The following is a 13,762-nucleotide window of genomic DNA, read 5'->3' as shown; positions in this document are numbered from 1 at the left end:
CCTCAAATCCTCAACTAAGCCCTTCAACGTCCTTCTTGCGTGTACATGTCCTCTCTTACTGAATTAGCAGATAAATTGAGGTAGAAATCCCCACTGCAACCCTCAATATTCCCTTACCCCACAATGCGACTTGAGGCAATACGCAGTATCATACCCATAAGTTGTAGGCGTTATCCAAAATCAGTCTGAAAAATGTCTGCGTAAGCATTATTACAGGTATAGATATTCAGCACATACCGCCTTGATGTCCTGATCCACTTGGCTGGTACAGAGATAAACCTGAAGACAAACGCTTTTATGCGACTTGTTGCATTGAGTCCGAACCTCTTTACGTCAAGTCTTTGGATAATGGCCTTGTAGAAATTACGGATAAGTGCTGTAAGAAGAAGGAACACAGTGTTTTCTGCCATGAAGGATCTGGGCAATCTGTTCCACCCGAAACCATTGTTCATATCATCGAAGATACGTTCCTTTCCTCCACGAAGGTTATAGAACTCGACTATTTTTCTTACGGAAGATTCATAGTCGTTGGTCAGGATACAACGGTATGTGTATTTTCCTTCCCAAAGATCCTGCATACCATCCATCCGTTTCTGTCTTTGAATCACAAGTCGGTATGCTTTACCCTTCCACTTCTCAACAAGGATAGAGTTCAATTCGAACTCAATGCCATTGATTTCCTCAGTCTTCCATCCTCTGAGAGCAAAGATGTCATTGTAGAGCGAACTGCAGCGGTTTGCGCGGATATAGAAGGACTTGCAGTGTTTCTCTATTTCCTCCACGATTTCCTCGGAACATGATCCGCAGTCAGCTCTGAAACGATTGATAGTAAGGCCGTTCTGCTCAAATCTCTCAAAGAATCTCTTCAGCGTTTCCTTCTGATGGAAACGAACATTTGTGTTACCATCGCTATTCTCTATGCCAACAATCAAGTCGCCAATAACCGCCACACCAGGGCGATAACCGGAGAACTTCTTGTATGTAGGCTTTGCATCATACTTTTCAGTCTCTATGAACTGATGGTCGAAATCAACATCATACATCTCACCATCTTTCAGTTGGCCAGATGCAAACATACAATTGAGCAGTAAAGTATTGAGGACGTCAGCCGTATTGAAATCGTAGTTCTTACCCGTATCTGATGTATATGAGATGTTTTCTTGCGTCAGTTCCTTTATCGCTCTGAGAATAGTATCAGAACTACAAGTGCGAAGTGTCGGATGAAGCGAGAGATGGTTCATTAAATGAGTAGTGACATCCTCAATACATGAGCCTCCACAGAAATAGATACTCATGAGAGAACGGATGATTTCGCTATACCGATAACCAAACGATTTACATCTTAAACCGAGGATTGAGTCGATTACTGATGACAATGTGGAGTCAAATTGCTCCATGATAGAAAATATTCCTCCAAAAGGAGTGAGTTTCTCAGATTTAATTTGTATTTTTGCCATGTCTATCGTCGGATTTTCTTGTTTATTTTTTGCAACACTAAGATAAGTGAATTCTTCGACATGGCAAAATCCTGAGCAACTTTTTGTTGCTCAGGTACTTAAAAAGTTTAATTTATAATAGTGTTGCGGAATTAAGGNAGTGAGTTTCTCAGATTTAATTTGTATTTTTGCCATGTCTATCGTCGGATTTTCTTGTTTATTTTTTGCAACACTAAGATAAGTGAATTCTTCGACATGGCAAAATCCTGAGCAACTTTTTGTTGCTCAGGTACTTAAAAAGTTTAATTTATAATAGTGTTGCGGAATTAAGGTTTTTGTTTAAGTTATATAATAACGGTACTTGGTTTTTTCTTGAAAGGTAAAATAAGATTGCTTAAGGGGTAACATGAAAAATTATAAGTAGGTTGATTATTAACTAACTTTAGAATTATAAATTTGATGAAGAAATTATTAATGTCTGTTGCAGTACTCGCTACTGCAGTGTTTGCCAATGCTCAGACACCGGCAGATTTTGTGCCCTACAAGAGCACGAAGCTTCGTTTGCCGTCTGTGCCGCTGGTGGTTTCGGATCCTTATTTTTCCATCTGGTCTCCGTATGATAAGCTCAATGACGGTGATACACGCCATTGGACCAACGACGAGAAACCTCTTGAAGGACTTCTGCGCGTTGACGGCAAGACTTATCGTTTCATGGGATCAAAGGAAAGAGCTCTTCTTGAATCAATCGTTCCTATGGCTGATGAGGCAGAATGGAAGGCTATGTACACACGTACAAATCCGGGTGCTGGATGGGAAAAGCCTGACTTCAACGCAAACGGATGGAAAGAGGGTACTGCCGCGTTCGGTTCTCCGGAGCTGAGCAACGTGCGCACTCATTGGTCTGAACAGAATTCTGACCTTTATGTTCGCCGTAGCGTAGAGCTTACAGCAGATGACCTTAACAACGATCTTTATCTGGTTTATTCTCATGACGACGTTTTTGAGATCTTTATCAACGGAACATCTGTTGCCAAGACCGGAGAGACATGGCGCGAGGGCGTAAAGCTCCACCTGTCTGACGACGTGAAGAAGCTTCTCAAGCCCGGCAAGAACGTGATAGCCGCTCATTGCCACAACACAACCGGCGGCGCTTACACAGACTTCGGACTGTTCAAGAATCTTGCAGTAAGCAACGCCAACATCCTGCAGGCTGAGCAGAAGTCGGTAAGCGTACTCGCCACATCTACTTATTACACATTCGTGTGCGGACCGGTTGAGCTTGACGTGGTGTTCACAGCTCCTATGCTGATCAATGACTACGATCTGCTGTCAATGCCTATCAACTACATCTCATATCAGGTTCGTTCTACAGACAAGAAGACACACGACGTGCAGTTCTACCTGAGCGCCAATCCTTTGCAGGGCGTGAACAAGAGCTCGCAGCCTACTGTTTCTTCTACTGTAATAAAGAACGGTGTGAAATATCTCAAGACAGGTACTGTTGACCAGCCTATTCTCGCAAAGAAGGGTGACGGCATCTGCATCGACTGGGGATACTTCTATATGCCTAATGTGAACGGAAACGTAAGCCTTTCAGCAGAGAACAAGATAAAGGATACATTCCTTTCTACAGGTGAGCTTCCTGAGAGCGAAGAGGTTGTTGTATGCCGCAAGCCTTCACAGATGCCTACATTGGCTTATGTGCACAACTTCGGCAACGTGACCACAGCTTCAAGCTTCACAATGCTCGGCTATGACGAGATACAGGACATCGAGTATATGTACGAGCGTTACAAAGGATACTGGGCACACGGTGGCAAGGTTACGATTTTCGACGCTTTCGACCGTCTGAAGAACAGTTATTCAGAGCTTATGGCTAAATGCCGCGAGTTCGACAAGATGATCTACGATGACGGATTGAAGGCTGGCGACGTGAAGTATGCCGAGATTCTTTCAGGTTCTTACCGTCACGTGATTGCAGCCCACAAGCTTTTCGAGGACAAGGACGGCAATCTGCTCTTCTTCTCTAAGGAAAACAACTCCAACGGTTGTGTGAATACGGTTGACCTTACTTATCCTGAGGCTCCGCTGTTCCTTGTTTACAACCCCGACCTGCAGAAGGCAATGATGACAAGTATCTTCGATTACAGCTACTCGGGACGTTGGACAAAGCCGTTCGCCGCACACGATCTTGGAACATATCCTATTGCTAACGGACAGGTTTACGGTGGCGACATGCCTCTGGAGGAAGCCGGTAACATGATTACTCTTGCCGCTATGATTGCTAAGATTGAGGGCAATACGAAGTATGTTGACAAATACTGGAATATCCTCAAGATGTGGACTGACTATCTCGTAGAGAACGGACAGGACCCTGCCAACCAGCTCTGTACAGACGACTTCGCAGGACACTGGGCTCACAACTGCAACCTTTCAATAAAGGCTATCATGGGTGTGGCAGGCTTTGCGGAGATGGCTCGCATCAAGGGCGACGCTGCAACAGCCGACAAGTACATGAACAAGGCTAAGGAAATGGCGGCAAAGTGGGAGAAGGACGCACGTGAGGACGACCACTATCGCCTTGCTTTCGACCGCGAGAACACATGGAGCCAGAAGTACAATATGGTTTGGGACAAGCTCTGGAACATCAACATCTTCCCCAACGACGCCATGCAGCGCGAGATAAAGTACTATCTGAAGATGCAGAACAGATACGGTCTGCCGCTCGACAGCCGTAAGGATTACACCAAGAACGACTGGATAATGTGGACTGCCGCAATGGCTCCCAACAACAAGACATTCCTGAAGTTCGTGCATCCGGTGTATGATTACATCAACGAAACAGAATCACGTGTGCCTATCAGCGACTGGTATGATACCAAGACAGGACTGATGACCGGATTCAAGGCTCGTTCTGTAATTGGCGGATTCTGGATGAAGGTTCTTGCCGACAAGCTTGCCGAGAAGAAATAACAACTCATTTACCATTGGGTGAAAACAATATTCGTTTGCCGCTGACAGGGAATCTCTGATGATTCCCTGTGGCTGGCGGATGAAGTGATGATAGTGTCATGATGAAAGACGAAAGTGTTTACCGTTATTACGTCTTGTAGTGATGCTGTGGGAAGCTTATGCATATATATTAGGAAAAAACAGTGCCAGCGAGCGCAATGAGAACTCGTTCTCAGATTGCTGGGCGCAGCCTGCTTTTTGTAAAAAGATAAACAATCAATCCTTAATCAATTAATAAGTATGTTTAAAAACTATGTTACTTTGCACAAGCACCTGTATGGTGCGGTGCTTGCATTGTTCGCCTGTTGCTTCGTATCATGTAGCGACGACGACGATGTTGCTGTTCAGGAGTACGACCCGAACACGCCGGTAACAATCACCGATTTCTTGCCGAAGTCGGGAGGAGCCAATGACAGGCTTATCATTTATGGTGAGAACTTCGGCAACGACACCTCGAAGGTGAAGGTTACGGTAGGCGGACGTAAGGCTACTCTTATTAGTGCCAAGAGTAATGTGAGAGGCAAGGACGACGGACTGTATGTCTTCGTACCGCAGGGAGCATTCTCAGGTGAGATCCAGGTTACTGTGGGCGACGAGACTACAGGTACTCAGAGTGCCACAAGCGCGGAAAAATTCAATTATGAGCGTAAGGAAGTAGTAGGACGTCTTTGCGGATACCGTAACGAATACGACGACCAGGGATGGAACGACGGTCCGTTTGCCACCTGTACAGGTTTTGCCGCAGACGGTGAGATGAAGTTCGACCCGAAATATCCTAACCGTCTGTACATAGGCTACGACCAAGGTTCACCCGGTATACAGGTAATCGACTTTGAGAAGCAGACTGTTGAGAGCATAATGGGTTATTCCATGTTCAACAACAGAAACCGTATCAGATCTATCGATTTCACCAGCCATAACGGTGTTGACTACATGATTGTCTCAATAGACGAAGACCGCAGCCAGCAGAGAAGTCCGTCTGTTTATATCGTGAAACGTAACGAGGACGGCACATTCAATGAGAACTCTGACGTACAGCTGCTTGCCGCTTATAAGCAATGCAACGGTGCGTACATTCATCCTGTAAGCGGTGACCTGTATTTCAATTCTTACGAGAACGGTCAGTTCTTCCGTCTTGATATGGACAAGTATTTCGAGTCTGTTGATGCCGGTGCCACATGGAATCCGTATCTTCAGGATTATAATCTGCAGAGTGAGGACTCTCCGTTCCAGCAATTATTCACAATTCAGGATACTAGGTGGGAGTTCAAAATTGCAATCCATCCTACAGGAAATTATGCTTATATTATAGTTGTTAACCAGCACTATATCCTGCGTACTGACTACGACAAGACAAGAGAGCGTTTTACTGCGCCTTACATAGTTGCAGGACAGATGAAAACTTCTGCATGGGCAGATGGAGTCGGTACCGGTGCACAGTTGGCTACACCTTATCAAGGAATATTTGTGAAGAATGATGAGTATGTAGCAGAAGGTAAGGAAGATGTATATGATTTCTATTTTGCTGAAAAAGGTAATCATGACGTGAGAGTGATGACACCGGAAGGTATTGTAAGAACATATGCTGGTCGTGGAAGCCGTACTTCTGCTGCGGACAATAACATATGGGGTACTGATAACGGTGACCTGCGTGAGGTTGCGCGTTTCCGTGATCCGACAGGTATCGCTTATGATGAAACAAAGAAAGTATTCTATGTGCTTGACACCGTAGGACGTTCTATACGTACAATCGGTATGGAGGAAGCTCCGGAAGAGGAGAGTGGAACTACAGGAGGAGAATCCGGAGAAGCTACCGGTGGTGAGGCAACAACTGCTAACTAACAATCAGAAGCTATGAAGAAAGTATTAATAATGCTATTTATGATGCTGGGCGTCGCAGCGAATGCCTTGGCTCAGGAGGAATTGGTCATAACCGGTACGGTCACAGACGCAAACGGTGAACCGATTATTGGTGCCAACATCAGTAGAAAAGACGACCCGGGACTTGGTGCTATTACCAATTACGAAGGAAAGTACAAGATTAATGCAAAGCAATATCAGACTCTTGTCTTCACATACATAGGTTTCAAGAAGGTGGAGGTTCTCCTTAAGGACACCAAGACGACCATTGATGTGAAGATGCAGGAAGAAGTACAGAATGCTGTTGACGAGGTCGTTGTAACAGCGATGGGTACTCAGAAGAAACTTAACGTGACCGGTGCCATCACCAACGTTAATATGGGTGACCTGAAGCACTATACTTCATCCAATCTGTCAAACACTCTTGCCGGTAACGTTCCGGGTGTGCTCGCATTCCAGACATCAGGACAGCCGGGTAAGAACACTTCTGAATTCTGGATCCGTGGTATATCCACATTCGGTGCCAGTTCTTCAGCTCTTATCCTTGTCGACGGTTTCGAGCGTGATAATCTCGATGAGCTTAACATTGAGGATATCGAGTCTTTCACTGTGCTCAAAGATGCGTCTGCTACAGCCATTTACGGTTCAAAGGGTGCTAACGGCGTTGTGCTTATCACTACAAAACGTGGTAAGGCAGGTAAGATTAACGTGAACGGTAAGTTCGAGACATCTTATAATATGCGAACTATCACTCCTGAGTTTGTAGGAACAGAGGAATATATCGACCTGTTGAATGAGGCACGTATCACAAGAAGCCTCGGTGCTGCCTATTCAGAGGCAGAGAAGGAACTCTTCCTCAACGGACTTGATCCGGATCTTTATCCGAACGTAGACTGGAAGGACCTCCTGCTTAAGGACGGTGCGTTCAGCTATCGTGCCAATGTCAACCTCAGTGGTGGTGGTAACACATCACGTTATTATGCTTCAATCGCATACGTTGAGGATCAGGGTATGTATAAGACAGACAAGACTCTCCGTGATAAATATGATACAAACGCTAACTACAAACGCTGGAACTATCGTTTGAATGTCGATATAGACATCACTCCGACCACAGTGCTGAAGCTCGGTGTATCTGGTGATTTGAACAAGCGTAACAGTCCGGGACTTGGTGACGATAGGGTATGGGGACAGCTGTTCGGTTATAACAACATCCTTTCACCTGTGATGTACTCCAACGGTTATGTACCGCAGATAAACATCGGTCGTGACGACAACCACGTCAATCCTTGGGTGTCCAGCACACAGACAGGTTATAACGAGGAGTGGACCAACAACCTCTATTCTAACGCTTCACTCGAGCAGAACCTTGATTTTGTGACAAAGGGTCTTAAGTTCACAGCACGTTTCGGTTACGACACATACAACTTCAATAAGATTTCTCACATGCGTAGCCCTGCTACATATCATGCCAACGGTCGTGACGATAACGGTAACATCATCTGGGACCAGATACGTAACGAGTCTGACATGACACAAAGCTCAAGCAATGAGGGTTCACGTAGGGAATTCATAGAGCTATTGCTCAACTACAACCGTCAGTTCGCGAAGGTTCACAATGTGGGAGCCAACTTCAGATTCACTCAGGACACTAACATACAGACACAGAATCTTGGAAATGATATCAAGAACTCAGTGTCCCGTAAGAACATGGCACTTGCCGGTCAGGTGACATATAACTACGCAAACCGTTACTTCATTGACGGTAACTTCGGTTACAACGGAACAGAGAACTTTGCTGACGGACACCGTTGGGGATTCTTCCCGGCTTTCTCCGTAGCATGGAACGTTGCCGAGGAACCGTGGGTTCGCAAGGTAGCTCCTTGGATGGATATGTTCAAGATTCGTTATTCTTACGGAAAGGTAGGTAATGACGCCATCATGGATGGAGGCACCAGAGTGCGTTTCCCGTATCTGTATACTTTGGACTATTTAACTCATACTGATGACAATGGAAACATTGTAAAGGATAACATTTATAATTTTGGTACTTCCTCATATACTAATATTTTCAATGGTATCCATTACACTCAGCTTGCAGCAAGGGGTGTGACATGGGAGGTTGCCCGCAAGTCGGACGTAGGTATCGACCTCGTGCTTTTCAACAACAAGTTTTCCATGACAGTGGACTACTTCTATGAGAAGCGTACAGGACAGTACAGCAAACGTAACTTCGTTCCGTCAATGGCAGGTTTCGAAAGCTCTCCATGGGCAAACGTAGGCGCTGTAAGAGTCAACGGTTTCGACGGTAACTTCAGCTACAATCAGAAGTTCGGTGAGGTTGACCTGACCGTGCGAGGAAACATCACTTACAGTAAGAACGAGGTACTCGTTGCCGACGAGCAGTTCAACACTTATCCTTACCAGTATTCTGCAGGTTATCGTGTTAACCAGCAGAAGGGTCTCATAGCTCTTGGTCTGTTCAAAGACTGGGAGGATATACGCAACAGCCCCGAGCAGACATTCGGTGACTATATGCCGGGTGACATCAAGTATAAGGATGTGAACGGTGACGGTAAGATTGACGGCGGTGACGTTGTAGCCATCGGTGCCACTTCCAGACCTAACCTTATCTACGGTCTAGGATTCTCTGTAAGATGGAAGGATTTTGACTTCAACCTCCACTTCCAGGGAGCAGGCAAGTCTAATGTACAGATACTTGGTAAGAACGTGTTCGCATTCCGCGAGAACCAGTGGGGTAATGTGTTCAAGGGTATGGTTGACGACCGTTGGATATCGGCAGACATCTCAGGAACAACGGCAACAGAAAACCCCAACGCCTCTTATCCTCGTCTGACTTATGGAGCTAACAACAACAACGAGCAGGCTTCAACGTTCTGGCTCCGCGACATGAGCTATCTGCGTCTGAAGAACCTTGACTTCGGTTATACTCTTCCCAAATCTATCGTAAATAAGATACACTTCAACACAGTTCGTTTCTATATCACGGGAACAAACCTGTTGACATGGTCTGATTTCGATACATGGGATCCGGAGTCATTGCAGCAGCGTGGTGAGGAATATCCTCTTACAAAGTCTGTGACAGTGGGTGTACAGGTTAACTTGTAATAATTACAAAAAGACAGATATGAAAAATAAGATAGCAATATTAATGATGTCGGTTCTCGGTTTAGGGTCTCTCACATCGTGCGTTGACCTTGACTCCGACAAATATTTTGAAGACCGCCGTACGTTAGAGTCAGTCTTCACAAACCGTCAGCAGACGCAGGAATGGCTTGCCTACGCCTATTATTTCATCCTGAGGGAGAATGTGGACGTCGGCAATAAGTCAGGTTCGTTCTACAGCTGCTTCGACGACTGCGTGTATTACGGCGACCGCGACAGCAAGCTGTTCGGTGACAACAAGGACGACGTTCGTGTGTCCTACAACTCTTACCGCATGGGTCTCTATGAGGAAGACTTCAACAACTATGTATGGCAGATGTGCTACAAAGGCATCTATCAGGCTTCCGTGTTCATTCATCACGTTGACATGAACCCGCAGATGACTGAGACTGAGAAGCTCGACTATAAAGGTCAGGCACGTTTCGTGCGCGCTTACTACTATTGGCTGCTTCTTCGTAAATACGGTCCGGTGCCAATCGTGGCTGAGGAAGGTGTAGACTACACTCAGACATACGAGGCTATGTCACAGCCGCGTAATACATACGAGGAAGTGGTAGAGCATATCTCAAAGGAGATGATTCAGGCTGCCAAGGAGATTCAGTATTACAAGCGTGATCAGGAGAACTCCGCACGTCCTACAAAGGGCGCATGTCTCGCAACACGTGCGTTGGCTTACATCTATGCTGCCAGCCCGTTGGCTAACGGTCAGCTTAAGAACGGTCAGCACGATACCAAACTTGTTGATGATAAAATCGCCAAGGATTTCGTAAACAAGGATGGAAGTCCTCTTCTTAGCACAGAATATGATGAGAGCAAGTGGGCGCGCGCTGCCGCCGCATGCAAGGACGTGATTGATCTTAATCAGTATGAGCTTTATCATACTAATAAGAGCACTTCGGGAACAGCTACTATAACTCCGCCCGATGACGGCAACTTTGCAAAGAAGAACTGGCCTGACGGATGGGCAGACATCGACCCGATGCTTTCTTATGCCAACCTCTTCAACGGCAATGTGGCTATTCAGGACAATCCCGAGATTATCTTCTCACGTGTTGACAACATGTGCCGTCAGAATGACTACTCCATAGAGTCTATCGTGCTTCACTCAATGCCTGTGAGCTGTGGTGGATGGAACACCAACGGTCTGACACAAAAGATGGTTGACGCATACTATATGAATGATGGAACCGATGTTCCGGGTAAGGACAGTGAACTGAACGGTAAAGACGGTTCGGATCGTCTTCCCCAGTGGGCAAAAGATGAAGGATATACTTTAGAAACATATTTCACCACACGTCAGAACTACAAGGACTATCCGCCATTGAAGGCTAACGTTTCTCTGCAGTATGCCAACCGTGAGCCGCGTTTCTATGCCTCTGTGGCATTCAGCGGCAGCGTGTGGGAGAATGCAGGACATCCTACGCAGTCACAGCGCGACAAGCAGATATTCTACTATCGTGGAGGTGGAGACGGTTACATCAACGCGTTCTCTTATCCCCGTACAGGTATAGGATACAGGAAGTTCTATAATCCTAACGATTACATAGAGTCCGGTCACAGCATGGACAATATCGCAGCCAAGCCGGAACCTGCAATCCGTTATGCCGATATCCTGCTGATGTATGCTGAGGCTCTCAACGAGCTTGACGGCAAATATGATGTACAGTCATGGGACGGTACAAAGACATACACAATCAGCCGTGACATTGAGGAGATTAAGAAGGGCATTCATCCAGTTCGCATCCGTGCCGGACTGCCTGACTTTGCTGAGACAGATTATCTGGACAAAAATGTGTTGCGTGCGAAGATCAAGCGTGAGCGTATGATCGAGCTTCTCGGTGAAGGTAAGCGTTATTACGACCTGCGCCGCTGGATGGACGCTCCGGTTGAGGAGTCACAGCAGATTTACGGTCTCAACGTGTTCATGACACAGGCAAGGCGTGCTGACTTCCAGGTTGTTATCCCGACATCCAACCTCCAGCAGACATTTGCCGAGAAGATGTACTTCTGGCCCGTTACTTTCGACGAGCTGAAGCGTAACAACCTCCTCGTTCAGTCACCGGGATGGAGAAATTATGACTAATCATTATAATCAAATAGGAATAAAAAGATGAAACATATATCTATTTTAGGTGCTTCCCTGTTGGGCTTGCTCATGGTTGCCACATCCTGTAACGATGAGTGGGAGGATGAGCAGTACGCACACTATGTGGCTTTCAGTGCTCCGCTTGACAACAACGGAGTGAGAGTAGTCAATGTTCCGTATACCCGCTGCGTTTATGACGCTGAAGGAAATGTCACAGGCAACAAGTTCCCGGATGAGGGTGACGGAGGCTACGGTATATCCGAATACGACCTTCCGGTTGTCATCGCCGGTTCAACCACGAACCCCAAGGACGTGACAATACACTTCGATGCTGACCCTGATACGCTGTATACAATGAACGTAGCGCGTTTCCAGAACCGTACGGACTTGTATTATCAGGACATGACTCAGTATGCCACATATCCGAAGGAAATGACAATCCCTGCCGGAAAGGACGTTGACCTGATGAACATCAAGTTCGATTTCCGTGGCATAGATATGTCTAAGAAATGGGTTCTCCCCATTCAGATTCTTGACAATGAGGATTACGGCTATCAGTCTCATCCGCGTCAGTACTACGCAAAGGCTCTGCTCCGTGTCTATCCGTTCAACGACTGGTCAGGTGTTTATTCGGGTACTGCACAGCAGATAACTATAGCCGGTGATACTGAAGCTTCTGTTGTAGAGAATGTACGTCTCTATGTTGTTGATGAGAACAAGGTCTTTGTATATGCAGGTCTTATAGATGAGGACAGAAAGGATCGTGCGAATTATAAGATCAATCTCGAATTCATTCCGAATGAGAACGACCACACACGAGGAACTATAAAGTTCACATGTGACAATCCTCTGGTGAAATTTAAAGTTAACAAGGTGAAGGACGCTCATGGTAATGATACTGAAGAAGATGAAATCACACGCTATACAGTAGTCGAGGAGATGGATGCCACACAGAACTATCTGTTGCACCGTTACGTGATGATACAGAATGTGAATTACACATTCACCGATTACGGAATGGTTCCGGGATATGAGATGTCTTACACAGTGAAGGGTTCTCTGACCGGTGAGCGTAAGATCAATACTCAGGAGCCTGATCCTCAGCATGCTATCAACTGGGATTAAACTGATAATTCTTTCATAAAAACACTTTCAATCTCTCTCCGCATTTTGCGGGGAGAGATTTTTTTATTATGCCGCATGTGACAGTCACTGTTCTCATCCGGCTTTTTTCCGTATACAGAATCATTACGAATGCCGGAGCCGCCATTAGGTCCTGACGCATGAAGCCTCCGTCCTTCCCCCGCTGTCAAACCAAAGTAGAGACGCAAAATTTTGCGTCTCACGATCAACCCATAGCAATACATGCCTGCAATATTTTGCTGCCGATAAATGCATTCGTTGCACGGGAGACGCAAGATTTTGCGTCTCTACTTTAATTAAAAGCGCATACAATCAATGATACATTCCTAATATCCTCAATGGTGTCAGCCCAGTAGAGACGCAAAATCTTGCGTCTCACGATCAACCCATAGCAATATACGCCTGCAATAATTTGTTGTCAATAAATGCATTCCTTGCTTGTGAGACGCAAGATTTTGCGTCTCTACTTTAATAAAAAGCGCATACAATCAATGATACATTCCTAATATCCTCAATGGCGTCCGCCCAGTAGAGACGCAAAATTTTGCGTCTCACAAGCAATCCATAGCAATACACGCCTGCAAAAATTTGCCGTCAATAAATGCGTTCCTTGCTCGTGAGACGCAAGATTTTGCGTCTCTACTTTAATAAAAAGCGCATACAATCAATGATACATTCCTAATATCCTTAATGGCGTCAGCCCAGTAGAGACGCAAAATTTTGCGTCTCACAAGCAGCCCATAGCAATACACGCCTGCAATAATTTACTGTCAATAAATGCATCTCTTGCTCGTGAGACGCAAAATTTTGCGTCTCTACAGGCTGACGCCATTATATTTGAATTTTATCATTGTTTTGACGACAGGATACCGCCCTCATAGCGATATTCTCAGACATCCGTAATGCCGTGTCAATGACATGGTTATATCGCTCCGATGACGTAGGTTTTAATACACCGGTACAATCATTTTGCTATGGGTGAATATCGTGTGTGTATTTACAAATCTGTGTATTTTGATACTGTCGGATATGTATTTTG

The 13,762-nt window shown here is 45.6% G+C and carries 6 protein-coding genes; 5 read left to right on the top strand and 1 reads right to left on the bottom strand.

From position 1 onward, the window contains the following. Positions 1-170: 170 nt before the first annotated feature. Positions 171-1,457 carry an IS1380 family transposase gene (locus tag BN4609_RS13810; protein WP_068857182.1) on the bottom strand — a complete coding sequence of 429 codons (1,287 nt, stop codon included), beginning with the start codon at positions 1,455-1,457 and terminating at the stop codon, positions 171-173. Between the two features lie 438 nt (positions 1,458-1,895). Between BN4609_RS13810 and BN4609_RS13805 the strand changes: the two genes are divergently transcribed. The 5 genes from BN4609_RS13805 to BN4609_RS13785 all read left to right on the top strand — a co-directional run bounded on the left by BN4609_RS13805 (position 1,896) and on the right by BN4609_RS13785 (position 12,705). Continuing rightward, positions 1,896-4,409, top strand: a complete 2,514-nt coding sequence (locus BN4609_RS13805; protein WP_068857181.1) for a glutaminase domain-containing protein — start codon at positions 1,896-1,898, stop codon at positions 4,407-4,409. 279 nt (positions 4,410-4,688) lie between these two features. Next, the gene (locus BN4609_RS13800) at positions 4,689-6,290 is read left to right on the top strand and encodes an IPT/TIG domain-containing protein (RefSeq protein WP_068857180.1); all 1,602 of its coding nucleotides are present in this window, start codon (positions 4,689-4,691) and stop codon (positions 6,288-6,290) included. Positions 6,291-6,302: 12 nt separating this feature from the next. After that, on the top strand, positions 6,303-9,437 hold the full coding sequence (locus BN4609_RS13795) for a SusC/RagA family TonB-linked outer membrane protein (protein WP_106390614.1): 3,135 nt from the start codon (positions 6,303-6,305) through the stop codon (positions 9,435-9,437). 19 nt (positions 9,438-9,456) lie between these two features. Further along, entirely contained in the window at positions 9,457-11,577 is a 2,121-nt protein-coding gene (locus tag BN4609_RS13790; protein WP_068857178.1) for a RagB/SusD family nutrient uptake outer membrane protein, read from the top strand. Between the two features lie 27 nt (positions 11,578-11,604). Further along, entirely contained in the window at positions 11,605-12,705 is a 1,101-nt protein-coding gene (locus BN4609_RS13785; protein WP_068857177.1) for a DUF4973 domain-containing protein, read from the top strand. Positions 12,706-13,762 lie beyond the last annotated feature (1,057 nt).

This window comes from Leyella lascolaii, assembly GCF_900079775.1.
Classification (GTDB): Bacteria; Bacteroidota; Bacteroidia; order Bacteroidales; family Bacteroidaceae; genus Prevotella; species Prevotella lascolaii.
This window is presented reverse-complemented; position numbering and strand designations above follow the sequence as displayed.

What these genes read in the sequence shown, in the direction of transcription:
- BN4609_RS13810 (WP_068857182.1), bottom strand. Translation starts at nt 1,457, where the DNA reads ATGGCAAAAATACAAATTAAATCTGAGAAACTCACTCCTTTTGGAGGA.
- BN4609_RS13805 (WP_068857181.1), top strand. Translation starts at nt 1,896, where the DNA reads ATGAAGAAATTATTAATGTCTGTTGCAGTACTCGCTACTGCAGTGTTT.
- BN4609_RS13800 (WP_068857180.1), top strand. Translation starts at nt 4,689, where the DNA reads ATGTTTAAAAACTATGTTACTTTGCACAAGCACCTGTATGGTGCGGTG.
- BN4609_RS13795 (WP_106390614.1), top strand. Translation starts at nt 6,303, where the DNA reads ATGAAGAAAGTATTAATAATGCTATTTATGATGCTGGGCGTCGCAGCG.
- BN4609_RS13790 (WP_068857178.1), top strand. Translation starts at nt 9,457, where the DNA reads ATGAAAAATAAGATAGCAATATTAATGATGTCGGTTCTCGGTTTAGGG.
- BN4609_RS13785 (WP_068857177.1), top strand. Translation starts at nt 11,605, where the DNA reads ATGAAACATATATCTATTTTAGGTGCTTCCCTGTTGGGCTTGCTCATG.